The sequence below is a fragment of the Clostridium sp. JNZ J1-5 genome (genome assembly GCF_053901425.1).
On sequence record NZ_CM132773.1, the window covers coordinates 1,649,646 to 1,673,867 of the forward strand.

General features: G+C 34.0%; 41 protein-coding genes. All 41 read right to left on the reverse strand.

Translation table 11 applies throughout. The features are described 5' to 3' along the window. Window positions 1-155: 155 nt before the first annotated feature. On the reverse strand, window positions 156-893 hold the full coding sequence (gene truA, locus ACWW38_RS07850; protein WP_456260230.1) for a tRNA pseudouridine(38-40) synthase TruA: 738 nt from the start codon (window positions 891-893) through the stop codon (window positions 156-158). Between the two features lie 45 nt (window positions 894-938). Further along, window positions 939-1,751, reverse strand: coding sequence for an energy-coupling factor transporter transmembrane component T family protein (locus ACWW38_RS07855; protein ID WP_456260231.1), 813 nt, complete (start codon window positions 1,749-1,751; stop codon window positions 939-941). Next, a complete protein-coding gene (locus tag ACWW38_RS07860; protein WP_456260232.1) occupies window positions 1,744-2,610 on the reverse strand; it encodes an energy-coupling factor transporter ATPase in 867 nt (288 codons plus the stop codon). The genes ACWW38_RS07855 and ACWW38_RS07860 overlap by 8 nt, the downstream gene beginning before the upstream one ends. Further along, entirely contained in the window at window positions 2,595-3,437 is an 843-nt protein-coding gene (locus ACWW38_RS07865) for an energy-coupling factor transporter ATPase (RefSeq protein WP_456260233.1), read from the reverse strand. Before ACWW38_RS07865 ends, ACWW38_RS07860 begins: the two co-directional genes overlap by 16 nt. An 89-nt stretch (window positions 3,438-3,526) precedes the next feature. Next, window positions 3,527-3,868, reverse strand: coding sequence for a 50S ribosomal protein L17 (gene rplQ / locus ACWW38_RS07870; protein ID WP_456260234.1), 342 nt, complete (start codon window positions 3,866-3,868; stop codon window positions 3,527-3,529). Between the two features lie 13 nt (window positions 3,869-3,881). Next, the gene (locus tag ACWW38_RS07875; protein ID WP_456260235.1) at window positions 3,882-4,829 is read right to left on the reverse strand and encodes a DNA-directed RNA polymerase subunit alpha; all 948 of its coding nucleotides are present in this window, start codon (window positions 4,827-4,829) and stop codon (window positions 3,882-3,884) included. 64 nt (window positions 4,830-4,893) lie between these two features. Next, the gene (gene rpsD / locus ACWW38_RS07880) at window positions 4,894-5,514 is read right to left on the reverse strand and encodes a 30S ribosomal protein S4 (RefSeq protein ID WP_456260236.1); all 621 of its coding nucleotides are present in this window, start codon (window positions 5,512-5,514) and stop codon (window positions 4,894-4,896) included. A gap of 28 nt (window positions 5,515-5,542) precedes the next feature. Continuing rightward, the gene (rpsK, locus tag ACWW38_RS07885) at window positions 5,543-5,938 is read right to left on the reverse strand and encodes a 30S ribosomal protein S11 (RefSeq protein WP_456260237.1); all 396 of its coding nucleotides are present in this window, start codon (window positions 5,936-5,938) and stop codon (window positions 5,543-5,545) included. A gap of 16 nt (window positions 5,939-5,954) precedes the next feature. Beyond that, the gene (gene rpsM / locus ACWW38_RS07890; RefSeq protein ID WP_456260238.1) at window positions 5,955-6,326 is read right to left on the reverse strand and encodes a 30S ribosomal protein S13; all 372 of its coding nucleotides are present in this window, start codon (window positions 6,324-6,326) and stop codon (window positions 5,955-5,957) included. Between the two features lie 148 nt (window positions 6,327-6,474). Continuing rightward, window positions 6,475-6,588 carry a 50S ribosomal protein L36 gene (rpmJ, locus tag ACWW38_RS07895; RefSeq protein WP_003373491.1) on the reverse strand — a complete coding sequence of 38 codons (114 nt, stop codon included), beginning with the start codon at window positions 6,586-6,588 and terminating at the stop codon, window positions 6,475-6,477. A gap of 15 nt (window positions 6,589-6,603) precedes the next feature. Beyond that, window positions 6,604-6,822 carry a translation initiation factor IF-1 gene (gene infA, locus ACWW38_RS07900; protein WP_456260239.1) on the reverse strand — a complete coding sequence of 73 codons (219 nt, stop codon included), beginning with the start codon at window positions 6,820-6,822 and terminating at the stop codon, window positions 6,604-6,606. Between the two features lie 7 nt (window positions 6,823-6,829). Next, window positions 6,830-7,111, reverse strand: a complete 282-nt coding sequence (locus ACWW38_RS07905; RefSeq protein WP_456260240.1) for an RNA-binding protein — start codon at window positions 7,109-7,111, stop codon at window positions 6,830-6,832. A gap of 19 nt (window positions 7,112-7,130) precedes the next feature. Continuing rightward, window positions 7,131-7,877: a type I methionyl aminopeptidase gene (gene map, locus ACWW38_RS07910; RefSeq protein ID WP_456260241.1), complete on the reverse strand. Its 747-nt coding sequence runs from the start codon at window positions 7,875-7,877 to the stop codon at window positions 7,131-7,133. Next, complete coding sequence (locus ACWW38_RS07915) at window positions 7,878-8,528, reverse strand: adenylate kinase (RefSeq protein WP_456260242.1); 651 nt, start codon at window positions 8,526-8,528, stop codon at window positions 7,878-7,880. Between the two features lie 31 nt (window positions 8,529-8,559). After that, window positions 8,560-9,834 (reverse strand): preprotein translocase subunit SecY, encoded by a 1,275-nt coding sequence (gene secY, locus ACWW38_RS07920; protein ID WP_456260243.1) that lies wholly within the window; start codon window positions 9,832-9,834, stop codon window positions 8,560-8,562. Next, window positions 9,835-10,275 carry a 50S ribosomal protein L15 gene (gene rplO / locus ACWW38_RS07925; protein WP_456260244.1) on the reverse strand — a complete coding sequence of 147 codons (441 nt, stop codon included), beginning with the start codon at window positions 10,273-10,275 and terminating at the stop codon, window positions 9,835-9,837. A gap of 15 nt (window positions 10,276-10,290) precedes the next feature. Further along, on the reverse strand, window positions 10,291-10,473 hold the full coding sequence (rpmD, locus tag ACWW38_RS07930; protein WP_456260245.1) for a 50S ribosomal protein L30: 183 nt from the start codon (window positions 10,471-10,473) through the stop codon (window positions 10,291-10,293). A gap of 13 nt (window positions 10,474-10,486) precedes the next feature. Continuing rightward, entirely contained in the window at window positions 10,487-10,984 is a 498-nt protein-coding gene (gene rpsE, locus ACWW38_RS07935; protein WP_456260246.1) for a 30S ribosomal protein S5, read from the reverse strand. A 16-nt stretch (window positions 10,985-11,000) separates the two neighbouring features. Further along, window positions 11,001-11,363 carry a 50S ribosomal protein L18 gene (gene rplR / locus ACWW38_RS07940; RefSeq protein WP_456260247.1) on the reverse strand — a complete coding sequence of 121 codons (363 nt, stop codon included), beginning with the start codon at window positions 11,361-11,363 and terminating at the stop codon, window positions 11,001-11,003. Window positions 11,364-11,393: 30 nt separating this feature from the next. Continuing rightward, window positions 11,394-11,933: a 50S ribosomal protein L6 gene (gene rplF / locus ACWW38_RS07945; RefSeq protein ID WP_456260248.1), complete on the reverse strand. Its 540-nt coding sequence runs from the start codon at window positions 11,931-11,933 to the stop codon at window positions 11,394-11,396. Between the two features lie 24 nt (window positions 11,934-11,957). Then, window positions 11,958-12,353, reverse strand: coding sequence for a 30S ribosomal protein S8 (gene rpsH / locus ACWW38_RS07950; protein ID WP_456260249.1), 396 nt, complete (start codon window positions 12,351-12,353; stop codon window positions 11,958-11,960). Between the two features lie 29 nt (window positions 12,354-12,382). Continuing rightward, a complete protein-coding gene (locus tag ACWW38_RS07955; RefSeq protein ID WP_456260250.1) occupies window positions 12,383-12,568 on the reverse strand; it encodes a type Z 30S ribosomal protein S14 in 186 nt (61 codons plus the stop codon). A gap of 15 nt (window positions 12,569-12,583) precedes the next feature. Next, window positions 12,584-13,123, reverse strand: coding sequence for a 50S ribosomal protein L5 (gene rplE / locus ACWW38_RS07960; RefSeq protein ID WP_456260251.1), 540 nt, complete (start codon window positions 13,121-13,123; stop codon window positions 12,584-12,586). A 22-nt stretch (window positions 13,124-13,145) separates the two neighbouring features. Continuing rightward, entirely contained in the window at window positions 13,146-13,463 is a 318-nt protein-coding gene (rplX, locus tag ACWW38_RS07965) for a 50S ribosomal protein L24 (RefSeq protein ID WP_456260252.1), read from the reverse strand. Window positions 13,464-13,479: 16 nt separating this feature from the next. Continuing rightward, window positions 13,480-13,854, reverse strand: a complete 375-nt coding sequence (rplN, locus tag ACWW38_RS07970) for a 50S ribosomal protein L14 (RefSeq protein WP_456260253.1) — start codon at window positions 13,852-13,854, stop codon at window positions 13,480-13,482. Window positions 13,855-13,881: 27 nt separating this feature from the next. Beyond that, complete coding sequence (gene rpsQ / locus ACWW38_RS07975) at window positions 13,882-14,136, reverse strand: 30S ribosomal protein S17 (RefSeq protein ID WP_456260254.1); 255 nt, start codon at window positions 14,134-14,136, stop codon at window positions 13,882-13,884. 23 nt (window positions 14,137-14,159) lie between these two features. Further along, window positions 14,160-14,372, reverse strand: a complete 213-nt coding sequence (gene rpmC, locus ACWW38_RS07980) for a 50S ribosomal protein L29 (protein ID WP_456260255.1) — start codon at window positions 14,370-14,372, stop codon at window positions 14,160-14,162. Beyond that, the gene (rplP, locus tag ACWW38_RS07985; protein ID WP_456260256.1) at window positions 14,362-14,805 is read right to left on the reverse strand and encodes a 50S ribosomal protein L16; all 444 of its coding nucleotides are present in this window, start codon (window positions 14,803-14,805) and stop codon (window positions 14,362-14,364) included. The genes rpmC and rplP overlap by 11 nt, the downstream gene beginning before the upstream one ends. Before the next feature lie 17 nt (window positions 14,806-14,822). Next, on the reverse strand, window positions 14,823-15,488 hold the full coding sequence (rpsC, locus tag ACWW38_RS07990) for a 30S ribosomal protein S3 (protein ID WP_456260257.1): 666 nt from the start codon (window positions 15,486-15,488) through the stop codon (window positions 14,823-14,825). 16 nt (window positions 15,489-15,504) lie between these two features. Beyond that, window positions 15,505-15,840, reverse strand: a complete 336-nt coding sequence (gene rplV / locus ACWW38_RS07995) for a 50S ribosomal protein L22 (protein WP_456260258.1) — start codon at window positions 15,838-15,840, stop codon at window positions 15,505-15,507. Window positions 15,841-15,861: 21 nt separating this feature from the next. Next, entirely contained in the window at window positions 15,862-16,146 is a 285-nt protein-coding gene (gene rpsS / locus ACWW38_RS08000; protein ID WP_456260259.1) for a 30S ribosomal protein S19, read from the reverse strand. A 71-nt stretch (window positions 16,147-16,217) separates the two neighbouring features. Further along, window positions 16,218-17,051 carry a 50S ribosomal protein L2 gene (rplB, locus tag ACWW38_RS08005; RefSeq protein ID WP_456260260.1) on the reverse strand — a complete coding sequence of 278 codons (834 nt, stop codon included), beginning with the start codon at window positions 17,049-17,051 and terminating at the stop codon, window positions 16,218-16,220. Between the two features lie 64 nt (window positions 17,052-17,115). Continuing rightward, complete coding sequence (gene rplW, locus ACWW38_RS08010; protein ID WP_456260261.1) at window positions 17,116-17,409, reverse strand: 50S ribosomal protein L23; 294 nt, start codon at window positions 17,407-17,409, stop codon at window positions 17,116-17,118. Further along, window positions 17,409-18,029: a 50S ribosomal protein L4 gene (rplD, locus tag ACWW38_RS08015; RefSeq protein WP_456260262.1), complete on the reverse strand. Its 621-nt coding sequence runs from the start codon at window positions 18,027-18,029 to the stop codon at window positions 17,409-17,411. Before rplD ends, rplW begins: the two co-directional genes overlap by 1 nt. Window positions 18,030-18,054: 25 nt before the next feature. Further along, entirely contained in the window at window positions 18,055-18,684 is a 630-nt protein-coding gene (rplC, locus tag ACWW38_RS08020) for a 50S ribosomal protein L3 (protein ID WP_456260263.1), read from the reverse strand. A gap of 64 nt (window positions 18,685-18,748) precedes the next feature. Then, window positions 18,749-19,057 (reverse strand): 30S ribosomal protein S10, encoded by a 309-nt coding sequence (gene rpsJ / locus ACWW38_RS08025; RefSeq protein ID WP_268059724.1) that lies wholly within the window; start codon window positions 19,055-19,057, stop codon window positions 18,749-18,751. 380 nt (window positions 19,058-19,437) lie between these two features. Beyond that, window positions 19,438-20,619, reverse strand: coding sequence for an elongation factor Tu (tuf, locus tag ACWW38_RS08030; RefSeq protein ID WP_456260264.1), 1,182 nt, complete (start codon window positions 20,617-20,619; stop codon window positions 19,438-19,440). A gap of 69 nt (window positions 20,620-20,688) precedes the next feature. After that, window positions 20,689-22,749: an elongation factor G gene (gene fusA / locus ACWW38_RS08035; RefSeq protein ID WP_456260265.1), complete on the reverse strand. Its 2,061-nt coding sequence runs from the start codon at window positions 22,747-22,749 to the stop codon at window positions 20,689-20,691. Between the two features lie 98 nt (window positions 22,750-22,847). Then, on the reverse strand, window positions 22,848-23,318 hold the full coding sequence (gene rpsG, locus ACWW38_RS08040; protein ID WP_456260266.1) for a 30S ribosomal protein S7: 471 nt from the start codon (window positions 23,316-23,318) through the stop codon (window positions 22,848-22,850). A gap of 131 nt (window positions 23,319-23,449) precedes the next feature. After that, complete coding sequence (gene rpsL, locus ACWW38_RS08045) at window positions 23,450-23,827, reverse strand: 30S ribosomal protein S12 (protein WP_456260267.1); 378 nt, start codon at window positions 23,825-23,827, stop codon at window positions 23,450-23,452. A gap of 57 nt (window positions 23,828-23,884) precedes the next feature. After that, window positions 23,885-24,127, reverse strand: coding sequence for a ribosomal L7Ae/L30e/S12e/Gadd45 family protein (locus tag ACWW38_RS08050; RefSeq protein ID WP_456260268.1), 243 nt, complete (start codon window positions 24,125-24,127; stop codon window positions 23,885-23,887). Window positions 24,128-24,222: the final 95 nt, after the last annotated feature.

Genomic DNA, 24,222 nt, shown 5'->3' on the forward strand with positions numbered 1-24,222 from the left:
CCAATCGCGTATCTCATTCTTCACTTCTATATCAAGACCGGGGCTGTGGTCTTATATATCATATATTATTACAACAAAGAATATTATAATACAATCAGCCTGGCGTGTCAATATCATTTATATATAAATCATAAAAATTTATAGGTTTTTAACTTTTAGTAAAATACTTTGTGTAAACATAGTCCTTGCGGTGGAACAGATTTACCTGCCCTAGCTCTATCCTTAGCTATTATAATATTGCTTATATCTGTAGGAGGTATTTTACCAATACCAACTTCTATTAAAGTACCTACCATTATTCTTACCATGTTATATAAAAACCCGTCACCAGTCACCTTTATTGTTATATATTCTCCTTCTTTTTTTATATCAATAGAATATATAGTTCTTTCAGTAGACTTAACAGAACTCCCTGACTTTCTAAAAGAATCAAAATAGTGTTTTCCAAGGAAATGCTTACTTCCTTCCGTCATTAAGTCTAAGTCCAATAAATTACTAACTTGATATACGTAGTTTTTGTTAATTACTGGTCGCTCATTTCTATTTAATATAGTGTAAACATATGTTTTTCCTTTACTACAATATCTAGAATGAAAACTTAAAGGCACTTCTTCTGACTTTAATATTACTATATCATCTGGTAACTTATTATTAATAGCATACTTAAATTTTTCTGGTGGTATAGTGCTATCAGTAATAAAATTTCCTACAAACCCTTTAGCATGAACTCCAGCATCTGTTCTACTACATCCTATAACTTCTATATGGTTTCCTGTAACTTCTGCTATAGCTTCCTCAACCTTTTGTTGTATAGTAATAGCATTTTTTTGTTTTTGCCACCCTGCATAATTTGTACCGTCGTATTCTATGGTAATCTTAATGTTTTTTTTCACTTTTAACACTCCAGTGAAACTTTTTATAGTTATGTTTTTATATATTTATGCAAAACTTCTGCTCCAAACAGAAACAACAATTAATACTAATGTAATAACAATTGCAACAAAGTCTCCGTTATGGATCTTCAGTATTTTCATTCTTGTTCTTCCCTCTCCACCTTTATAGCATCTAGCTTCCATAGCCATAGCCAACTCGTCAGCTCTTCTGAATGAGCTAATAAACAAAGGAACTAGAAGAGGTATTAAATTTTTAGCTCTAGCAAATATATTTCCTGATTCGAAATCTGCTCCCCTTGCCATTTGAGCCTTCATTATTTTATCAGTTTCATCCATTAATGTTGGAATAAATCTAAGTGCTATTGTCATCATCATAGCAATTTCATGAGCAGGTAGCCCAATCTTTTTGAATGGATTTAGTAATTTTTCTAATCCATCTGTAAGTTCAATAGGTGAAGTAGTTAATGTAAGTAACGACGTTCCTACTATTAAAAACACTAACCTAATAATCATAAATGCAGCTAATATTAACCCTGCCTTATATATTCTTAAAAACTTCCAATGCCAAATTGGAGCTTCTCCTGCATTACCACCCGTCATAAATATATTTAATAGAGCAGTAATTATAAGCAGAATAAGTATAGGTTTTAATCCCTTATATATATATTTAAAAGGTACCCTAGAAACAATTATGGCCAATGCTGTAAACGCTATAATAAAAATATATCCCCTAAAATTATTTATTAAAAATAAGTCCACTATATATGCTAGTGACAATAATATTTTAACTCTTGGGTCCAATTTATGAATGAAAGATTCTCCTGGAACGTATTGACCTATCGTAATATCTTTAATCATTATTATTAGCTCCCTTTAATAATCTTAATATTTCTATTTTAGCCTGTTCTATAGTAAATACATCTTCAGATATATTAAATCCCTTACTTCTAAGCTTTTGTACTAGATAGGTTACCTGCGGAACCGCAAGTCCAACATCTTCAAGGGTATCTATCTCTTTAAATACTTTACTTGGAGTACCATCTAAAATACACTTACCCTTATGCATAACTAGCACTCTTGTAGCTAACTTTGCTACATCTTCCATGCTATGTGATACTAATATTATAGTCATATTATATTCTTCTCTAAGTGCCTTAATTTGCTCTAGAATCTCATCTCTTCCCCTAGGATCTAATCCAGCAGTAGGTTCATCCAAAATTAATACATTAGGCTCCATTGCTACAACTCCAGCAATAGCAACCCTTCTTTTTTGACCTCCACTTAAGTCAAAGGGTGATTTCTGACTATATGTGTCATAGTCTAAACCTACCATATTCATTGCTTTTTTTACTCGCCTAGATATTTCTTCGTTATCTAATCCTAAGTTTTTTGGACCAAATGCTATATCCTTTTCAACTGTTTCTTCAAATAGTTGATATTCAGGATATTGAAAAACAAGCCCTACATTTTTTCTTATTTCACTTAGTTTGACTTTCTCGGAAGTTATATCAATATCATCAATAAATATTTTACCACTGCTTGCCTTTAATAGGCCATTTATATGTTGAATTAACGTTGATTTCCCTGATCCTGTATGTCCTATAAGAGCAACAAATTCACCATCATCTATGGTTATATTTATATCATCTAGCGCTTTCTTCTCAAAAGGTGATCCAGGCATGTATATATGTGTTAAATTTTCTATTTTAATTGACATAATGCATCCACCATCTCATTTATAGTTAATATATCTGAAGTTATATTTATCCCGCTTTTCTCAAGCTCATAAGCTAATTCAGTTACCTGTGGCACATCTAATCCTATTTCCTTCATCACAGGCACATTACTAAAGATTTCTCTTGGAGAACCTGTCATTCTTATTTTTCCTTTATCCATAACTACAATTCTATCTGCCTCTACAGCTTCTTCCATGTAGTGTGTAATGAGAACTATGGTTATGCCATATCTTGAGTTAATATCCTTAATAGTATTAATAACTTCTTTTCTTCCAGAAGGATCTAGCATAGCTGTTGGTTCATCAAATATTATACATTCTGGTCTCATAGCTAATATTCCTGCTATAGCAATTCTTTGTTTTTGACCACCTGATAATAAATGTGGAGCATGTTTTCTATACTCGTACATATTTACCTTCTTTAATGCTTCATCTACTCTTTTCCTTATTTCTTCAGGGGCTATACCCAAATTTTCTGGGCCGAATGCCACATCTTCTTCAACAATTGTAGCTACAAGTTGATTATCAGGATTCTGAAATACCATTCCTGCTTTATTTCTAATCTCCCATACATTTTTCTCATCACTTGTATCCATTTCATCAACAAAGACTTTTCCCTCTGTAGGGATTAAAAGTGCATTCATATGTTTAGATAAAGTAGACTTACCTGAACCATTATGACCAAGCACTACTAAAAACTCCCCTTTTTTTATGTCAATATCAACTCCGTCTACAGCAACCTTAGGTTCTTCATCATGTTTTTCATACTTATATATAACGTTTTTGCATTCTATCATATTTTGATTCATATGAGTAAATACTCCTTTTAAATATTATACTCCTAAACAATAGCAAAATGGGGACTAAGCTAGAAATACTTAATCCCCGTTCAAAGCAATTATACTAATTCTAGTATAACTATTTCTGCTCCGTCTCCTCTTCTTGGTCCCATTTTATATATTCTAGTGTATCCACCATTTCTATCTGCATATTTTGGAGCAATGTTTGCAAATAAATCCTCAACTACTTCTTTTTCAGTAACATATGCTAATACTTGTCTTCTAGCGTGAAGATCTCCTCTTTTTGCAAGAGTGATCATTTTTTCAGCTATATTCTTAGTTTCTTTTGCTCTTGTAACAGTAGTTTCTATTCTACCATTCTTTAAGAAACTAGTTACTAGGTTTCTTAGCATAGCTCTTCTCTGATCAGTTGGAAGCCCCAACTTGCGTTGTTGTGCCATGTTTCATCCTCCTTTACTCATCGGATTTCTTTAAGCCTAAACCTAAAGCTGCAAGCTTCTCTTGCACTTCTTCAAGTGATTTTTTACCTAAATTTCTTACTTTCATCATATCATCCATAGTTCTTTCTGTTAATTCTTGAACAGTGTTGATACCTGCTCTCTTTAAGCAGTTATAACTTCTAACAGAAAGATCTAATTCTTCTATAGTCATTTCAAGTACTTTTTCTTTCTTATCTTCTTCTTTTTCAACCATTATTTCAACATTATCTGCATGGTCTGTAAGAGTCATAAATAACTTAAAATGCTCTATAAGAATTTTTGCTGAAAGACTAATAGCTTCTTCTGGTTTAATTGTTCCGTTAGTCCATATTTCAATAGTTAATTTATCATAATCAGTAATTTGACCTACTCTTGTATTTTCAACTGAAAAATTAACTCTTTTTACTGGAGTATAGATTGAATCAACAGGAATAGTTCCTATTGGTAGATCATCCATCTTATTTTTATTTTGTGCAACATAACCTCTACCTTTGTTTATGTTAACTTCCATGTAAAGTTTACCACCATCATCTAAAGTAGCTAAATGGTGATCCTTATTAACCACTTCTACATCGCCATCACAAACTATGTCAGCAGCAGTTACTTCTCCTGGTCCTTGAACATCAACGTATACAGTTTTTGGACCTTCTCCACTCATCTTTAATGCTAAGCCTTTAACATTAAGAATCAACTCAGTAACATCTTCTTTTAGTCCTGTTACAGTTGAAAATTCATGAAGAACTCCATCAATTTTTATAGAGTTTGCTGCAACTCCAGGTAAAGATGATAATAGTATTCTTCTAAGTGAGTTACCTAGAGTAATACCATATCCTCTTTCCAATGGGTCTATAACAAATTTTCCATAAGTACCATCTTCAGCTGTTTCAACACATTCTATTTTGGGTTTTTCTATCTCTAACATACGAACCCTCCCTTAATGAATTATACCATACTGAGGGCAACTGATTCCATTCTAATTACCATTCCTATTTGCTGTATAACTCAACGATTAATGTTTCATTTACTGGAACATCAATATCAGCTCTAGTTGGCTCAGCAACAACCTTTGCTTCAAAGTTTTCAGTACTTCCTTGTAACCAAGCTGGTAAAGTTTTAGGATTTTCTGCGAAAACCTTAAACTTTTCACTAGCTTTGCTCTTTTCGCGAACAGTTATTATATCATTAACACTTAATTGGTAAGATGCTATATCAACTTTCTTACCATTTACTAAGAAATGTCCATGAGTAACTAATTGTCTAGCTTCTGCTCTAGAAGATCCAAAACCTAATTTGTATACTACGTTGTCTAATCTCATTTCAAGAAGTCTTAACAAGTTTTCACCAGTAATTCCTCTCATTGTACTAGCCTTTTCATAGTATCTTCTGAATTGTCCTTCAAGAATTCCATAAATTCTTCTAGCTTTTTGTTTTTCTCTTAATTGTATTCCGTAGTTAGAAAGTTTCTTTCTACTTTGTCCGTGTTGTCCTGGTGCATATCCTCTTCTAGCGAATGCACATTTATCTGTATAACATCTATCCCCTTTTAGGAATAGTTTCATGCCTTCTCTTCTACATTGTCTACATGTAGGTCCAGTATATCTAGCCATTTAAGTAACACCTCCTGTTTCTATATAATTAAACTCTTCTTCTCTTTGGTGGTCTACAACCATTGTGTGGTATTGGTGTAACATCTTTTATTAATGTTATTTCAAGACCTGCAGCTTGTAGTGATCTGATTGCAGCTTCTCTACCAGCACCTGGTCCTTTTACATAAACTTCTATACTCTTTAAACCGTGTTCCATTGCAGCTGTTGCTGCTGTTTCTGCTGCCATTTGAGCAGCGAATGGTGTGCTTTTTCTTGAACCTTTAAATCCTAATGCTCCCGCACTTGACCATGATAGAGCGTTACCAACCGCATCAGTTAATGTCACGATTGAATTATTGAAGGTTGATTTTATATGAGCACAGCCATGTTCAATATTCTTTCTTTCCTTTTTTCTTCTTGTCTTTTTTGCCTTTGCTTTAGCCACTTATCATCCCTCCTTACTATTTCTTCTTTTTAGCACTAATTGCTCTCTTAGGTCCTTTTCTAGTTCTTGCATTAGTCTTAGTCTTTTGTCCTCTTACTGGAAGACCTCTTCTATGTCTTATTCCTCTGTAACATCCAATTTCAACTAATCTTTTTATGTCAAGAGCTATTGTTCTTCTTAAATCTCCCTCAACAACAAAGCTTTTTCCAATATAATCTCTTATTGCATTTACTTCTTCTTCAGTTAAATCCTTAACTCTAGTATCAGGATTAACACCAGTAGTACTTAAAATTTCACGAGATCTATTTATTCCAATCCCGTAAATGTATGTTAGACCCACTTCAACTCTTTTTTCCTTTGGTAGGTCAACACCAGCTATTCTTGCCATTGGATTCTACACCTCCTAATTTTAACTGTTGTTTGTTACTATTTATGTTAGCAGCCGCATATAAACTTTTATTCAAATTAACAATCATACCTATACATAATATTGCAATTTAAATAAATTATCAACTATTAAATTGACTTTTTATCTATTAACCTTGCTTTTGTTTATGTTTAGGATTTTCGCAAATAACCATTACTCTGCCTTTTCTTTTTATAACCTTACATTTTTCACATATAGGTTTTACTGATGGTCTTACTTTCATCACTAACCCTCCTCGCTATTTTGCTCTCCAAGTTATTCTGCCTCTACTTAAATCATATGGAGAAAGCTCAACTGTAACTTTATCACCTGGTAAGATTCTAATAAAATTCATTCTTAGTTTGCCAGATACATGTGCTAATATTTTTTGACCACTTTCTAACTGAACTTCAAACATAGCATTAGGTAAAGCTTCTAAAACTGTACCTTGCATTTCAATTACATCATCTTTTGACATAAGGCACTTAACCCTCCTTAATATCGTACCTATTTTCTAAGCACTTTCTAATTTTTGCATTACTAATGCTTTCACCAGAAATTATCAGCTCTCTTATAACATCTACAACTTCGTTGGTAATGTTTAAGTGCTTTAACTTTTTCTTCTTAGGTCTTTCGATTTTTCTTAAATCTCCGTCTATAATATAAACATATTCGCTGTCGATTACATCCCATATTATAGACATTCTGCCTGAATCTCTTCCGGCTTTTGAATAAGCTATTCTGCCTATAAGTTCTTTTTCGTACAATATAGTCACCTCGATTAACCTAAATTAGAGTTAGTATTTCTGGGCCATTATCTAAAATAGCCACAGTATTCTCATAGTGAGCTGATAATGTGCCATCCTTAGTAACTACAGTCCAATCATTTGACTGAACTCTTACGTAGAACTCCCCAATATTAATCATTGGCTCTATTGCTAAAACCATTCCTTTAATTAATTTGGGTCCTCTTCCAGGTCTTCCAAAATTGGGTACTTCAGGATCTTCATGCATTTTCGTACCAATGCCATGACCAACAAAATCCCTAACTACAGAATAGCCTCGGCTTTCAGCATATTCCTGAATTGCTGAGGAAATATCGGTTAATCTATTTCCAACGATTGCTTTTTTAACGCCTGTAAAAAAACTTTCTGTTGTAACTTCAATCAGATTTTTAGCTTCTTCTGAAATCTGACCTACAGCAAAAGTCCTAGCTGCATCTCCATGATAACCATTTAAAATAGCACCACAATCGACACTTATTATATCGCCTTCTTTTAGTGCTTTTTCTCCTGGTATTCCATGGACAACTTCTTCATTAATAGAAGTACATATTGAAGCAGGAAAACCGTAGTATCCTTTAAAAGATGGAGTAGCATTACATTTTACTATGTATTCTTCTGCTATTCTATCCAACTCACCAGTAGTTATTCCTGGTTTTACAGATTCTTGCAGTAATGCAAGAGTTTCACCTACTATTTTTCCAGCCTTTTTCATGAGCTCAATTTCTTTATCGTTTTTTATAATTATCATCTACTTATCGCCTTCTAAGTGATTAGAAATAACCTCAAAAACTGTATCAATTAATTGTGTACCATCAACCACAAACAATTGATCTTTTGCTCTGTAAAAGTCTACTAATGGCTGAGTTTGTTTTTCGTATACATCTATTCTCTCTTTTACTGTTTCTGCAGTATCATCTTTTCTTTGTATGATTTTGCTACCGCATAAATCACATATTCCATCAACTTTAGGAGGGTTGAATTTAATATGATAACTTGCTCCACATGAAGGGCAAACTCTTCTTCCAGTCATTCTATCTAGGATGTATTCACTAGGAACTTCAATAAGCAATGCAGTATCAATTGATTCATTTCTTCCACTTAGAAAATCTTCTAAGGCTTCTGCTTGCTTCACTGTTCTAGGAAATCCATCTAATAAAAATCCTTTTTTACAATCATCTTTTGTTAATCTATCGTTAACTATATCAATTGTCAACTCATCAGGAACTAATAGTCCCTTATCCATATATTCTTTTGCCTTTACTCCTAAAGGAGTTTTTTCAGAAATATTTTTTCTGAATATATCTCCAGTAGATATATGAGGAATATCAAATTTCTCACTTATTAACTTTGCTTGTGTTCCCTTACCTGCTCCAGGAGGGCCTAACAAAATTATTCTCATAGATATCAACTCCAAATCCTTTATAACATTTCTATCTAAGGAATCCTTTGTAATGTCTCATCATTAATTGAGATTCAAGCTGTCTCATAAAATCTAGAGCCACTCCAACTTCAATTAATAAAGCAGTACCACCAAAAGATATTCCTTTGAAAGCTGTAAAGCCTTCTACACCCATTGGAATTATAGCAATAACTGCAGCAAATAATCCACCTAGTATTGAAACTCTCATCAATACTTTTTCAATAAATCTTGCTGTTGACTCACCAGGTCTAACTCCTGGGATAAAACCAGCAGACTTATGTATATTTTCAGCCATTTCATCTGGTTTAAATGTAACTTCTGAGTAGAACCATGTGAAGAATATAACTAGTACTACTGTAAGTACTGCATAAGGCCATGAATTATATTTAAACACACTGTATTTGCTCCCAGTTACAAAGCTATTAAATGCAGATTCAGGCCAGAAGCTTCCTATTGTTGCAGGGAATTGCATAACTGACATAGCGAATATTATAGCTATAACTCCAGATGAATTCATATTTATAGGAATATGTGTTGATTGTCCTTTAAACATTCTTCCACCAGATTGTTTAGCTGCATATTGAATTGGTATTCTTCTTTCAGCTAATGTAGCTATAACAACTGCAGTAAATAATACTATAGTTAGTAATATTAATAATATTACTTGAACTATACTTACTGCTTCGGTTGATTGTAAACTAGCAATTCTTCCTATTTCTCGTGGTAATCTAGATATTATATTTACAAATATTATTAAAGAAACACCATTTCCTATTCCATTAACAGTAATTTGATCACCTAACCACATCAAGAAAACTGAAGATGCTGTTAAAGTGAGTACTATTAAGAATACATCGAAATTACTTACATTTGAAATCGCTCCATAATTTCTTATTAAAGCATATGTTCCAAATGATTGGAGGGCACCTAAAATAACCGCACCATATCTTGTATATTTCTGTATCTTTTTTCTTCCTTCTTCCCCTTCTTTAGAAAGTTGTTCTAATGAAGGAATAGCAATTGTTAATAACTGAAATATAATTGATGAGTTGATGTATGGTACAACTCCCATAGCAAAAATACTAAAGCTACTTAGTGCTCCGCCTGACATCAAATCATAGAAACTAAACAGCGTCCCCGCCTTTGCTAGATTAGATAGTGCGTCGGTATCAATTCCAGGAACAGGAATATGATTTCCCATCCTGATAATTGCTACCATAAGTATTGTAAATATTATTCTTTTTCTTAATTCGGGAACTTTCCAAGCATTACGTAAGGTTGACAATTATATCACCTCTACTTTTCCCCCCATGGATTCTATCTTTTCTATTGCACCCTTTGTGAATTTAGTTGCTTTAACGGTAAGCTTCTTTTCTAAATTACCGTTTCCTAATATCTTAACTCCATCTTTAACTTTGCTAATTACTCCATTAGCTTTAAGTAATTCTATTGTAACTTCTGTTCCGTCTTCAAATATATTTAATCTGCTAACGTTAACTTCAACATATTCTTTTGCAAATATGTTAGTGAACCCTCTTTTAGGTAATCTTCTGTATAAAGGCATTTGACCTCCTTCAAATCCTGGTCTTACGCCTCCACCTGATCTTGAATTTTGTCCGTTTTGTCCTCTTCCTGCAGTCTTACCTAATCCTGATCCATTTCCTCTACCAACTCTTTTAGAAGATTTTTTTGAACCTACAGCTGGTTTCAATTCATGAAGTTGCATACTCTACACCTCCTCTTATTGTATTTCTTCAACATCTAGAAGATAATTTACTTTGCTTATCATACCTCTTATTTGAGGAGTATCTTCGTGCATAACACTATTGCCTATTTTTCTTAACCCTAAAGCATTTACAGTAGCTATATGATCTTTCTTTCTACCTATAGTGCTCTTAGTTAGTGTAACCTTCAGCTTAGCCAAGGTTGATCCCCTCCTAACCTAATATCTCTTCTGCAGTTTTGCCTCTTAATTTAGCAATCTGCTCAGCAGTTCTTAATTTTGATAATCCATCAATTGTAGCTCCGACCATATTTCTTGGGTTATTAGAACCTAATGACTTAGCTCTAACATCTTTTAATCCTGCTAATTCTAATACTGCTCTAACTGGACCACCAGCTATAACTCCTGTACCTTCAGCAGCTGGCATTATTAAAACTTCTCCTCTGCCGAATCTTCCTTCTATTCTGTGTGGAACAGTTGTATCAACTATTGCTACTTCTACTAAGTGTTTCTTTGCATCCTCGATACCTTTTCTTATAGCTTCTGGTATTTCAGTAGCTTTACCCATACCAACGCCAACGTGCCCATTTTCATCTCCAACTACTACAAGAGCACTAAATCTAAAGTTTCTTCCACCTTTAACAACCTTAGCAACTCTATTTATAAATACAACTTTTTCTTTTAGATTTAGCGTGCTAGGATCTATTTTCATAGCTTTCCCTCCTTCTCTAGAATTTTAGACCTGCTTCTCTTGCTCCTTCAGCAAGTTCTTTTACTCTACCATGATATACATTTCCGCCTCTATCGAAAACAACTTCTTCGATTCCTTTTTCTAAAGCTTTTTTAGCTATCATTGTTCCAACAACTTTAGCTGCTTCTTTGTTACTTCCTACTTTTTCTGAAAAATCTTTATCTAAAGTAGAAGCTGATACTAAAGTCACTCTAGCTACATCATCAATAACTTGTGCGTAAATGTTCTTTTCGCTTCTGTATACAGCTAATCTTGGTCTTTCTGCTGTACCAGTAATTTTGTTACGAACTCTTAGATGACGTTTAACTCTAGCTTTTTGTCTATCTTCTTTCTTGAACATTTCATTCACTCCTTTCTGCTGTTACTCTTGTTATTTACCAGTTTTACCTTCTTTACGTCTTATAACTTCGCCAGCGTATTTAATTCCTTTGCCTTTATAAGGTTCTGGTTTTCTCCAAACTCTTATATTAGCTGCTACTGAACCAACTAATTCTTTGTCAATTCCGCTAACAACAACCTTTGTTGTTTCTGGAACTGAGTACTCTACGCCTTCAACAGCTTTTATTTCAACTGGATGTGAATATCCAAGATTTAATACTAGATCTTTTCCTTTTAATTGAGCTCTATAACCAACACCAACTAATTCTAATGTCTTTTGGTATCCTTCTGTTACTCCAACAACCATGTTTTTAATTAACGCTCTTGTTAATCCATGTAAAGCTCTATGTTGAGCAATCTCACTTGGTCTTGTAACAACAATTTGATTATCTTCTAAAGCTATGTTTATATCTGTATGCATAGCCTTTACTAATTCTCCCTTTGGACCTTTTACTGTAACAACGTTATCTGGTGTTACATCAACTTTTACTCCATTAGGTATTTCTATTGGAAGTCTTCCTACTCTTGACATTACCACACCTCCTATTCCGTTAAATTACCAAATGTAACAAACAACTTCTCCACCTAAACCTAAATTTCTTGCGTCTCTATCAGTTACTATACCTTTAGAAGTTGATATAATAGCAACTCCTAATCCATTTAACACTTTTGGTATATTGTCTTTCTTACAATAAACTCTTAAACCTGGTTTTGATATTCTCTTAAGACCAGTTATTACTCTTTCTTTTCCTTGATATTTCAAAGACATTCTAAGCATTGGAACTGCTCCATCTGCATATTCTTCTACATCTTTAACATATCCTTCCTGAAGTAATATGTTAGCTATAGATTTTTTTACATTTGAAGACGGAACTTCAACAACTTCATGTCTAACTATGTTTGCATTTCTTATACGAGTTAGCATATCTGCAATAGGGTCTGTCATAACCATCTATTATGCCTCCTTTCCAATATTATATATTACCAGCTAGCTTTTTTACATCCAGGAATTTGACCTTTATATGCTAATTCTCTAAAACAAATACGGCATATTCCATATTTCTTTAAAACAGCATGTGGTCTTCCGCATATTCTACATCTAGTGTATGCTCTAGTAGCATATTTAGGGGTTTTATTCCACTTTTCAATCATTGCTTTACGTGCCACGTTCTTCCCTCCTTATTATTGAGCAAATGGCATTCCAAGATATCTAAGCAATTCTCTTGCTTCTTCATCTGTCTTGGCAGTAGTAACAAATATAATATCCATACCTCTTACTTTGTCAACTTTATCATATTCTATTTCAGGGAATATAATTTGCTCCTTAATTCCTAAAGCATAATTTCCTCTACCATCAAAAGATTTTGCTGAAACTCCTCTAAAATCTCTAACTCTTGGTAAAGCTACACTTACTAATCTATCTGCAAATTGATACATTTTATCTTTTCTTAATGTAACTTTACATCCAATAGGCATGTTTTCTCTAACTTTGAAGTTAGCTACAGATTTTTTTGCTCTTGTTACTATTGGCTTTTGTCCTGTTATTTTTTCTAAGTCAGCTACAGCTGATTCTAATATTTTAGAGTTGTCTTTAGCTTCACCTACACCCATATTTATAACTATTTTTTCAAGCTTTGGAACTTCCATTATATTTTTATATCCGAACTTTTCCATTAGGGCTGGTACTACTTCTTTATTATATTTTTCCTGTAGTCTATCCATCTAGTAAACCTCCTTTCAAAGTCTATAGTATTTCTCCGCACTTCTTGCAAACTCTTACCTTAGTTCCATCTTCTAAAAGTTTTTTACTAACTCTTGTAGCAGAATTACACTTAGTGCAATATAACATTACTTTTGAACTATTTATAGGTGATTCTTGTTTAACTAATCCACCTTGCATGTTTTCTCTACTTGGTTTTACATGCTTTGTAACTATATTAACGTCTTTCACTAATACTTTACCATTTTTAGGATATACAGCTAATATTTCGCTTACTTTTCCTTTATCTTTACCTGAAATAACAACTACTTTGTCTGTTCTTCTTACATGAACTTTAGCCATCACAGCCACCTCCCTTTTATAGAACTTCAGGTGCTAATGATAATATTTTGTTAAATTCTTTATCTTTTTCTCTTAGTTCCCTAGCAATTGGTCCAAATATACGTGTTCCTTTTGGCTGTTTATCATCTTTTATAACAACAGCAGCATTATCGTCAAATTTTATATAAGAACCGTCTACTCTTCTTACGCCTCTTTTTGATCTTACGATAACAGCTTTGATTACATCACCTTTTTTAACAACACCGCCTGGTGTTGCACTTTTAACGCTAGCAACTATTACATCTCCGATATTGCCATATTTTCTTCTTGAACCGCCTAAAACTCTGATACACATTATTTCCTTTGCACCAGTATTATCAGCTACTTTCAAACGTGTTTGTGGCTGTATCATATAAACGACCTCCTTCCAACCATTAAATTACTTAGCTTTTTCAACAATTTCAACTAATCTCCATCTCTTATCTTTAGATAATGGTCTTGTTTCCATTATTAAAACTTTGTCATTTATTCCAGCTTCATTCTTTTCATCATGAGCCTTAAATTTCTTAGTTATATTTATAGTCTTGCCATACAATGGGTGACGAACTTTATCTTCAACTGCAACTACAATAGTTTTATCCATTTTATCTGAAACGACTCTACCTATTCTAGTTTTTCTGTTACCTCTTTCCACAGAATAAACCTCCTTTCAGCGCGTTATTGTTCAAGCACTTGTAATTCTTTTTCTCTAAGTACTGTTTTAACTTGAGCTATTGATTTTTTAACTTGTCTAATTCTCATTGGGTTTTCTAGTTGACCAGTTGCTAATTGAAATCTCAAGTTAAATAACTCAGCCTTAAGATCAGTTAATTTAGCTGATAACTCTTGAGAAGAACTTTGTTTTAATTCTTGCAATTCATTAGCCCTCATTTACTTCACCACCCATTTGCTCGAAATCTTTTCTTGTAACAAATTTAGTCTTCATTGGAAGTTTATGTGAAGCAAGTCTCATAGCTTCTCTAGCAACTTCCTCTTGAACTCCTGATAATTCAAACAATACTCTGCCTGGTTTAACAACTGCTACCCAGTATTCTGGTGAACCTTTACCAGAACCCATACGAGTTTCAGCTGGTTTTTCAGTTACTGGCTTATCTGGGAAAACTTTAATCCAAAGCTTTCCACCTCTTTTTATATATCTATTAATAGCTATTCTGGCAGCTTCTATTTGATTGCTTGTTAACCATCCTGGTTCAGTTGCTTGTATAGCGTAATCACCGTATGCGATAAAGTTTCCTCTTGTAGCTTTTCCTCTCATTCTGCCACGTTGTACCTTACGATGTTTTACCTTCTTTGGCATCAACATAACTTATTCCTCCTTTCTTATTGGTTAACTTCTTCTGCTTTAACTTTTCTCTTTGGAAGAATTTCACCTTTATAAATCCAAACTTTAACACCAATTTTTCCATAAGTAGTATTTGCTTCTGCAAATCCGTAGTCAATATCTGCTCTTAATGTTTGTAGAGGAATTGTTCCTTCGTGGTATTGCTCAGTTCTAGCAATTTCAGCTCCACCAAGTCTTCCTGAACAAGCAGTTTTAACTCCCTTAACACCACTTCTCATAGCTCTTTGAATTGTTTGCTTCATAGCTCTTCTAAAAGAAATTCTTTTTTCAAGTTGTTGAGCAACATTTTCAGCCATTAATTGAGCATCAACTTCTGGTTTCTTTACTTCAACTATATTGATTATTACATTCTTTTCACTTACCATAGACACTAATTCTGCTTTTAAATCGTCTATGCCTTTTCCGCCTTTTCCAATTAACATTCCTGGCTTAGCAGTGTATATATTTATCTTAACTCTTTTGGGAGTTCTTTCAATCTCTATTTTTGAAATACCTGCTGAGTAAGATTTGTTTTTTATAAATTTTCTTATTTTGTCATCTTCTACTAAATTGTCAGCAAAATTCTTATCATTTGCATACCATTTAGCGTCCCAGTCCTTTATTACACCGACTCTGAGGCCATGTGGATGTACTTTTTGTCCCACTCTTATTTCCCTCCTTCTATGCTCTTTCTTTTACTACTAGTGTGATGTGACTAGTTCTTTTCATTATTGAATACGCTCTACCTTGCGCACGTGGTCTAAATCTTTTTAATGTTGGTCCTTGGTTAGCATAAGCTTCTGCAACATATAATTTATTAACATCTAAGTTAAAATTATTTTCTGCATTAGCTACAGCTGATTTCAAAACTTTATTTATTATGTCAGCTGCACTTTTTGGAGTATATTTTAATATAGCGAAAGCTTCGTTTACATTCTTACCTCTTACTAAATCTAGAACAACTGCTACTTTTCTTGGAGCAATTCTTACATACTTTGCTATAGCTCTAGCTTCCATTTTAGTTCCTCCTTCCTATAACTATCTTACACGTGTTGACTTTTCACTTTTGTCTACGTGGCCTTTAAATGTTCTTGTTAAAACAAATTCTCCTAATTTATGTCCTACCATATCTTCACTTATATAAACTGGAACATGTTTTCTACCATCATGGACAGCTATAGTGTGGCCAACCATTTGAGGGAAAATTGTTGAACTTCTTGACCAAGTTTTTATAACCTTCTTTTCACCATTTTCGTTCATTTCCTCAATTTTTTTCATTAAAGAATCTGCAACGAAAGGTCCTTTTTTAAGTGATCTACTCAAGCTAGTGTCCTCCTTTCATACTCTTAAATGTTTAGGAAGAGAATATAAATTCTCTTCTTTCCACTTATCAACTATTTTTGATTTCTTCTCTTAATAATCATTCTATCAGAATACTTAGTATTCTTTCTAGTCTTGTATCCAAGAGCAGGTTTACCCCATGGAGTAACAGGACCTGGACGTCCAACAGGTGATTTACCTTCTCCACCACCGTGAGGGTGATCGTTAGGGTTCATTACAGATCCTCTAACTGTAGGTCTCCAACCCATATGTCTCTTTCTTCCTGCTTTACCAATATTGATTATGTCATTAGTTAAGTTTGAAACTGTTCCTATTGTAGCTCTACATTCGATTCTTACGTATCTCATTTCACCACTTGGAAGTCTCAATATAGCGTACTTTCCTTCTTTAGCCATAAGTTGTGCTGAAGTTCCAGCAGCTCTTACTATTTGACCGCCTTTTCCAGATTGTAATTCAATATTGTGTATTACTGTACCAACAGGTATGTTTTGTAATGGAAGTGCGTTACCTATTTTAATATCAGCATCTACACCTGACATTAAAGCATCCCCAACTTTTAATCCAGCTGGTGCGATTATATATCTCTTCTCACCATCAGCATATACTAATAATGCTATATACGCTGTTCTGTTTGGATCATACTCTATTGTAGTAACTTTTGCAGGTATTCCATCCTTAGTTCTTTTGAAATCTATTATTCTATATTTTCTCTTAGCACCACCGCCACGGTGACGAACAGTTATTTTACCTTGAGCATTTCTTCCTGCATTTTTAGTCAATGCAACAAGAAGTGATTTTTCTGGTTTGTCAGTAGTTATTTCTTCAAAAGTAGACATTGTCATTTGTCTTAATGAAGGCGTAACCGGCCTAAACTTTTTAACTGCCATATAAATTCCCTCCTTCTTTATCGCTTATCTGGCTCTACCACCAATAATAGCTCTAATTCATTTATTACATTCCTTCAAAAAATTCTATTGTTTTGCTGTCTGCTGTTAATGTAACTACAGCTTTTTTGTAGTCAGGTCTTTTTCCTATATGAACACCAACTCTTTTAACTTTTCCCATTACTCTTGCTGTATTTACTTCTTCAACTTTTACACCGAATACTTCTTCAATTGCTCTCTTTATTTGAGATTTGTTAGCATGAATATCTACGATGAAGGTGTATTTTCTATCTGACATTGCAGACATGCTTTTTTCAGTTATTACAGGTCTTTTAATGATATCGTAACTACTTAACATCATTATGCATACACCTCCTCAATTTTAGCAACCGCTTCTTTTGTAACAATGAATTTATCATGTTTTAATATATCATAAACATTTAAATTATTAACTGGGATAACAGTTGCCCCTTCTATGTTTCTTACAGATTTTAAAACAACTTCATTTGCTGCTGGTACAACTATTAAAGGTTTTTTAGCTTCAAATGCAGTTATCATTTTAACCATTTCTTTAGTCTTTGGAACTTCTAACTCTAAGCTTTCAAGAACTACCATGCTATTTCCGTTTACTTTACTTGTTAAAGCAGACTTCATAGCAACTTTTTTCATTGATTTAGGAATTGACATTCTATAGTCTCTTGGCTTTGGAGCAAATACTATACCACCATGTATCCATTGTGGAGCTCTTATTGAACCCTGTCTTGCTCTACCAGTTCCTTTTTGTCTCCAAGGCTTCTTTCCACCTCCAGAAACTTCAGATCTTGTCTTAGCTGATTGAGTTCCTTGTCTTTTATTTGCAAGTTGTGCAACTACAACTTGATGCAATACGCTTTCATTAACTTCAACGGCAAATACGTTGTCAGATAATTGCATATCTCCAACTTTTTGTCCTTCTCTATTATATAAATCTACTGTAGGCATTCTTTATCCTCCTTTCTTCCAAGTCTTAAGCTTTTACTGTATTTCTAATTACAACGTAGCCTTTATTTGGACCTGGTATTCCACCTTTAATTAAAATAACGTTCTTTTCTGGCATTACTTTTACAACTTCAAGGTTTAATACAGTTGTTTTTCTATTTCCCATGTGTCCAGGCATCTTTTTGTTTTTGAATGTTCTTGATGGATATGATGAAGCTCCCATTGATCCAACCGCTCTGTGATATTTAGAACCGTGAGACATAGGTCCTCTGTTAAAGTTCCATCTCTTAATTGTACCTTGGAATCCCTTACCTTTAGAAACTCCTGATACGTCTACTTTTTCTCCTGCTACGAATGTGTCAGCTTTAATTTCGCTTCCAACTTCATATTGATCAACGTCTTCTAATCTAAATTCTTTTACTATTCTCTTTAAAGCAACTCCACTTTTTGCAAAGTGTCCTTTTTTAGCTTTATTAGCTAATTTTTCTCTAATGTTTTCAAATCCTACTTGTATAGCATTGTATCCATCTTTCTCTACAGTTTTCTTTTGGATAACTGCGCAAGGACCTGCTTCTACAACTGTAACTGGAACCACTTTACCATTTTCATCAAATATTTGAGTCATTCCAAGTTTTCTACCTAGTATTGCTTTCTTCATTTCTTGCACCTCCTAAAATATTAGCGGATCGAATCCGATCATAATATCCAATTATCTCTAAAAATTATAATTTTATTTCGATATCTACACCAGCTGGTAAGTCTAATCTCATTAGAGCATCAACAGTTTTTGGTGATGGACTTAATATATCAATTAATCTCTTATGTGTTCTAATTTCAAATTGTTCTCTAGAATCTTTATATTTGTGAGTAGCTCTTAGTATTGTAACTATATCTTTTTCAGTAGGTAGTGGCACTGGACCAGCTACTTTAGCACCTGTATTCTTTGCAGTTTCAACAATTTTTTCAGCTGATTGATCTAATATATTGTGATCAAAAGCCTTTAATCTAATTCTTATTTTTTGATTTGCCATTTTTGATTTCCCTCCTTTTCATATCTCATTAATTCTTGTATGTAACTACGTTGTTATGTAAACTGCTCCAGGTGTTCCATAAATTTTGAAAACCATAAACATCACATAACATCGCCGCCTGATTCATGATCAAGCATGCTCAGCTAAGAATAACCTGAGTAAACCCAGCAACCTCTTGCTTCATCGCCATTATCGTGTCACAACTCTTATATTGTATAATATTTTTTTAAATTTGACAAGTATTTTTTATATTTAATCACAATTTCTTTGATAATCTTCTATTTCATCGTTTTTCCATATTAAATTATATAAATAAAAGAGAAGGGCGTCCCCCTCTCTTTTTCATTTTGTTAGAAACTTACTTTAACTATAAGTTTAAACTATTCTAATATTGTAGTAACAACTCCTGAACCAACTGTTCTTCCGCCTTCTCTGATAGCGAATCTTAGGTTTGGTTCCATTGCTACTGGAGTTATTAATTCTACTGTCATATCTATGTGGTCTCCAGGCATAACCATTTCTACTCCTTCTGGTAGGTTGATTGATCCTGTAACGTCTGTTGTTCTGAAGTAGAATTGTGGTCTGTATCCGTTAAAGAATGGAGTGTGTCTTCCACCTTCTTCTTTCTTTAATACGTATACTTGACCTACGAATTTCTTGTGTGGTGTTACTGAGCCAGGTTTTACTAATACTTGACCTCTTTCGATTTCATCTCTTTGAACACCTCTTAGTAATGCTCCGATGTTATCTCCTGCCATTGCTTCATCTAACATCTTTCTGAACATTTCTATTCCTGTTACTGTTGTCTTTCCTATTTCTTCTTTCATTCCTACGATTTGTACTTCATCGCCTACGTGTAATGTTCCTCTTTCTACTCTTCCTGTTGCAACTGTTCCTCTTCCTGTTATTGTGAATACATCTTCTACTGGCATTAAGAATGGTTGATCAGTTGCTCTTTCTGGAGTTGGAATGTAATCATCTACTGCTTTCATTAATTCGTGGATGCATGCATCATCATCTTCTTCAATTGCTTTTAATGCTGATCCTACTACTACTGGACATCCGTCTCCGTCAAATCCATATTCGTTTAATAGATCTCTTACTTCCATTTCTACTAATTCTAATAGTTCTGGATCATCTACTTGGTCTGCTTTGTTTAAGAATACTACTATGTGGTTAACTCCAACTCTTGATGCTAGTAGTATGTGTTCTCTTGTTTGTGGCATTGGACCATCTGCTGCTGATACTACTAAGATTGCTCCATCCATTTGTGCTGCTCCTGTAATCATGTTCTTTACATAGTCAGCGTGTCCTGGACAGTCAACGTGTGCATAGTGTCTTGCATCTGTTTCGTATTCAACGTGTGCTGTGTTGATTGTGATTCCTCTTTCTTTTTCTTCTGGTGCTTTATCTATTTCGTCGTATTTTTGTACTTGTGCTTTTCCTTCTTTTGCAAGTGTCATTGTGATTGCTGCTGTTGTTGTTGTCTTACCGTGGTCTACGTGACCAATTGTTCCTATGTTTACGTGTGGCTTTGTTCTTTCAAACTTTTGTCTTGCCATTTATTCTTCCTCCTAATCTAATGAATTAAATTTTATATTGTTTTTTATTGTTTACTTGTTTTATATAAATTATTTTTCACCTATAACTTTTTCAGCTATGTTCTTTGGCACTTCTTCGTAGTGATCAAATTCCATGCTGTATACGCCTCTACCTTGTGTTCTTGATCTTAACACTGTAGCATATCCGAACATTTCAGAAAGTGGTACAAATGCATCTATAACTTGAGCACCTGATCTTGCATTCATTCCTTCAATTCTTCCTCTTCTTGAGTTAACATCACCCATTACATCTCCCATGTATTCTTCTGGAACTGTTATCTCAACCTTCATTACAGGTTCAAGTAACACTGGGTTTGCTTTAGCCATACCATTCTTAAATGCCATAGATCCAGCAACTTTGAAGGCCATTTCTGATGAGTCAACGTCATGGTATGAACCATCATAACATTTAACTTTGAAGTTTATAACTGGATATCCACCTAAAATACCACTTTGACAAGCTTCACGAATACCATTGTCTATAGCTGGAACGTATTCTTTTGGAACAGCTCCTCCAACGATAGCATTTTCAAATTCGTATTCGCCTTCATGAGGTATTAATTCAATCCAGCAGTGACCGTATTGTCCACGTCCACCTGATTGTCTTACAAACTTACCTTCAGCTTTAACAGCTGTTTTAATAGTTTCTTTGTAAGCAACTTGTGGAGCACCAACATTACATTCTACTTTAAATTCTCTTTGTAGTCTATCAACTATTATTTCAAGATGAAGTTCACCCATACCAGCTATAATTACTTGACCTGTTTCTTGGTCAGTATATGTCTTGAATGTTGGATCTTCTTCAGCAAGCTTAGCTAATGCTATACCCATCTTTTCTTGAGAAGCTTTTGTCTTTGGTTCAATAGCTACATGGATAACTGGTTCTGGGAATTCCATGCTTTCAAGTATAACTGGAGCATTTTCATCACATAGTGTATCTCCAGTAGTTGTATTTTTCAAACCTATAACAGCACCTAATTCTCCAGCATATAATTCTTCTACTTCTTCTCTGTGGTTAGCATGCATTTTAACAAGTCTTCCGATTCTTTCTTTTTTGCCTTTGTTACTGTTTAATACATAGCTACCACTCTTCATAACACCTGAATAAACTCTTACGAAAGCTAATTTACCAACAAATGGGTCTGTAGCGATTTTAAATGCTAAAGCTCCCATTGGCTCTTCATCAGATGCGTGTCTTTCAACTTCTTCTCCATTTTCATCAACTCCCTTAATTGATGGGATATCAACTGGAGATGGTAGGTAAGCAATAACTGCATCAAGCAAATGTTGAACACCTTTATTTCTATATGCAGTACCGCAAAGAACTGGAACTATTTCATTAGCTATAACAGCTTTTCTTAAAGCTACATGAATTTCTTCTTCAGTAATTTCTTCTCCTTCAAGGTACTTCATCATTAATTCTTCGTCAGTTTCAGCTATTGCTTCTATTAAAGCTCCTCTATACTCTTCTGCTTTATCCTTTAAGTCTTCTGGAATTTCAACTTCTTCAAAGTTTACTCCCAATTCGTGGTCAAAAATTATAGCCACATTCTTTATAAGATCAACATGACCTTGATAATTATCTTCTTTTCCTATTGGAAGTTGTATAGGAACTGCATTTGCACGCAATCTTTCTCTAACTGTGTTAACTGACATATAGAAGTCAGCACCTAATATATCCATTTTATTTACGAATATCATTCTAGGTACTCCGTATTTATCTGCCTGTCTCCATACAGTTTCAGTTTGTGGTTCAACCCCACCTTTAGCATCAAGTATAGTTACCGCACTGTCAAGTACTCTTAGGGATCTTTCAACTTCTACTGTAAAATCTACGTGTCCTGGTGTATCTATAATGTTTATTTGGTGATCCTTCCAAAAACAAGTAGTTGCTGCTGAAGTAATTGTTATACCTCTTTCTTGTTCTTGAACCATCCAGTCCATTGTTGCTGCACCTTCATGAGTTTCACCAATTTTGTGTGTTTTTCCTGTATAAAATAATATACGCTCAGTTGATGTAGTCTTACCAGCATCTATATGAGCCATTATTCCAATATTACGAAACATTTCTAACGGATATTGTCTAGCCACTCTTTTTCCTCCTCTCAATATGTAAATTGTTCAATTTTCAATGTCAAAATTAAAATTGGATAAAACTGTTTTGGGACCCCAAAACAGTTTTATATTTATTAGTATCTGTAGTGAGCAAATGCTTTATTAGCTTCTGCCATTTTATGAGTATCTTCTCTCTTTTTAACAGCAGCACCAGTGTTATTAGCAGCATCCATTAATTCTCCTGCTAATTGCTCTCTCATGTACTTTTCTCCTCTTTTTCTTGTAGCATCTACTATCCATCTAATTCCTAAAGTCTGTCTTCTTTCTGGTCTTACTTCTATAGGAACTTGATAAGTAGCGCCCCCAATTCTTCTAGCTTTTACTTCAAGTACTGGCATAACATTATTCATAGCCGCTTCGAAAACTTCCATAGCTTCTTTTCCTGTTTTTTCAGCAATTATTGCAAATGCATCGTAGCATATTTTTTGTGCTACTCCTTTTTTACCGTCTAGCATTATTGAGTTTACAAGTTTTGTAACAACCTTACTGTTGTACATTGGATCTGGTAAAACGTCTCTTTTAGGCGCATTTCCTTTTCTTGGCACTTTTCTTCCCTCCTTAACATAATAAATTTAATTCACAGGTACTCGGCAATCCACCGCAAAGTGCTCTCTTCTGCAAAATATCTATAAATGAATCTATATAAATGCTGAAGACATAGCACTATTTTCAAAAATTACTTTTGTTTTGGTCTCTTTGCACCATACTTTGATCTTGATTGCATTCTGTTAGCTACTCCTGAAGCATCAAGTGCTCCTCTAACTATGTGGTATCTAACACCTGGAAGGTCTTTTACTCTTCCACCTCTTATTAAAACAACACTATGTTCTTGTAGATTGTGTCCTACTCCTGGAATATAAGCTGTAACTTCGTATCCATTTGTAAGTCTTACTCTTGCTACTTTTCTTAAAGCTGAGTTAGGTTTCTTAGGTGTAGTTGTCTTAACAACTGTACAAACTCCTCTTTTTTGTGGACATTGTTTTAATGCTGGTGATGCTGATTTTTCTTCAACTGCTTTTCTTCCTTTTCTTACAAGTTGATTAATTGTTGGCATTTTTTCACCTCCTTAGTTTTTAGCGTTATACTATATATAAATTTGTGATTAGCATAATTATGGCTCTAGGACTAGTGCAACAGCCGACCCTACTTCTATTCCACATAGTGCTCCTAGCTCTTTCATAGTTTCTATATAAGTTACTTGAAGTGATCTTTCCTTGGCTAATTGTATCACAGGAGAAATTAACTTAGCATCAGCATCTTTTGCTATATATAAGCATTTGCCTTGACCGTTCTTTATGCTTTTAATAGTTTGTTTTAGGCCAATAACTTTTTCACCCTCAATCCTATTTACCATTCAAGAACCCCCTCAAAACATTATGTTAGAGACAAGAGCAAGCCCTGTCCCTAATCATAAACGTAACATACAAAATGTATTTTAACATTTTACTT

Excerpts from the sequence above, each read along its gene's own strand:
- ACWW38_RS07860 (WP_456260232.1), bottom strand. The coding sequence starts at position 2,610 with ATGTCAATTAAAATAGAAAATTTAACACATATATACATGCCTGGATCA.
- rplR (WP_456260247.1), bottom strand. The coding sequence starts at position 11,363 with ATGTTCAAGAAAGAAGATAGACAAAAAGCTAGAGTTAAACGTCATCTA.
- tuf (WP_456260264.1), bottom strand. The coding sequence starts at position 20,619 with ATGGCAAGACAAAAGTTTGAAAGAACAAAGCCACACGTAAACATAGGA.
- ACWW38_RS07865 (WP_456260233.1), bottom strand. The coding sequence starts at position 3,437 with ATGAATCAAAATATGATAGAATGCAAAAACGTTATATATAAGTATGAA.
- map (WP_456260241.1), bottom strand. The coding sequence starts at position 7,877 with ATGATAATTATAAAAAACGATAAAGAAATTGAGCTCATGAAAAAGGCT.
- ACWW38_RS07915 (WP_456260242.1), bottom strand. The coding sequence starts at position 8,528 with ATGAGAATAATTTTGTTAGGCCCTCCTGGAGCAGGTAAGGGAACACAA.
- rpsM (WP_456260238.1), bottom strand. The coding sequence starts at position 6,326 with ATGGCAAGAATAGCTGGTGTTGACCTACCAAAGGAAAAAAGAGTTGAA.
- rplD (WP_456260262.1), bottom strand. The coding sequence starts at position 18,029 with ATGCCTACAGTAGATTTATATAATAGAGAAGGACAAAAAGTTGGAGAT.
- infA (WP_456260239.1), bottom strand. The coding sequence starts at position 6,822 with ATGTCAAAAGATGATGTAATTGAAATGCAAGGTACAGTTTTAGAAGCT.
- rpsJ (WP_268059724.1), bottom strand. The coding sequence starts at position 19,057 with ATGGCAAATCAAAAAATAAGAATTAGATTAAAGGCTTTTGATCACAAT.
- rpmJ (WP_003373491.1), bottom strand. The coding sequence starts at position 6,588 with ATGAAAGTAAGACCATCAGTAAAACCTATATGTGAAAAATGTAAGGTT.
- rpmC (WP_456260255.1), bottom strand. The coding sequence starts at position 14,372 with ATGAGGGCTAATGAATTGCAAGAATTAAAACAAAGTTCTTCTCAAGAG.
- rpsH (WP_456260249.1), bottom strand. The coding sequence starts at position 12,353 with ATGGTTATGACAGACCCTATTGCAGATATGCTAACTCGTATAAGAAAT.
- rplV (WP_456260258.1), bottom strand. The coding sequence starts at position 15,840 with ATGGAAGCTAGAGCTATAGCAAAGTATGTAAGAATTGCTCCAAGAAAA.
- rplC (WP_456260263.1), bottom strand. The coding sequence starts at position 18,684 with ATGAAGAAAGCAATACTAGGTAGAAAACTTGGAATGACTCAAATATTT.
- ACWW38_RS07875 (WP_456260235.1), bottom strand. The coding sequence starts at position 4,829 with ATGTTAGAGATAGAAAAACCCAAAATAGAATGTGTTGAAACAGCTGAA.
- rplX (WP_456260252.1), bottom strand. The coding sequence starts at position 13,463 with ATGGCTAAAGTTCATGTAAGAAGAACAGACAAAGTAGTTGTTATTTCA.
- rpsL (WP_456260267.1), bottom strand. The coding sequence starts at position 23,827 with ATGCCAACAATTAATCAACTTGTAAGAAAAGGAAGAAAAGCAGTTGAA.
- rplO (WP_456260244.1), bottom strand. The coding sequence starts at position 10,275 with ATGCAACTTCATGAATTGAAACCAGCTGTAGGTTCAAAAAAATCTTCT.
- ACWW38_RS07855 (WP_456260231.1), bottom strand. The coding sequence starts at position 1,751 with ATGATTAAAGATATTACGATAGGTCAATACGTTCCAGGAGAATCTTTC.
- rplE (WP_456260251.1), bottom strand. The coding sequence starts at position 13,123 with ATGGATAGACTACAGGAAAAATATAATAAAGAAGTAGTACCAGCCCTA.
- rpsD (WP_456260236.1), bottom strand. The coding sequence starts at position 5,514 with ATGGCTAGATATACTGGACCTACATGTAGACAATGTAGAAGAGAAGGC.
- rplF (WP_456260248.1), bottom strand. The coding sequence starts at position 11,933 with ATGTCAAGAGTAGGAAGACTTCCAATAGAAATACCTAATGGAGTAAAA.
- rpsE (WP_456260246.1), bottom strand. The coding sequence starts at position 10,984 with ATGAAAATAGATCCTAGCACGCTAAATCTAAAAGAAAAAGTTGTATTT.
- ACWW38_RS08050 (WP_456260268.1), bottom strand. The coding sequence starts at position 24,127 with ATGGTAAATAGGATTGAGGGTGAAAAAGTTATTGGCCTAAAACAAACT.
- rplN (WP_456260253.1), bottom strand. The coding sequence starts at position 13,854 with ATGATACAGCCACAAACACGTTTGAAAGTAGCTGATAATACTGGTGCA.
- rplB (WP_456260260.1), bottom strand. The coding sequence starts at position 17,051 with ATGGCAGTTAAAAAGTTTAGGCCGGTTACGCCTTCATTAAGACAAATG.
- rplW (WP_456260261.1), bottom strand. The coding sequence starts at position 17,409 with ATGATGTTAAGTAGTTACGATATCATTAAAAGACCTGTAATAACTGAA.
- rplP (WP_456260256.1), bottom strand. The coding sequence starts at position 14,805 with ATGTTGATGCCAAAGAAGGTAAAACATCGTAAGGTACAACGTGGCAGA.
- rplQ (WP_456260234.1), bottom strand. The coding sequence starts at position 3,868 with ATGGCACAACAACGCAAGTTGGGGCTTCCAACTGATCAGAGAAGAGCT.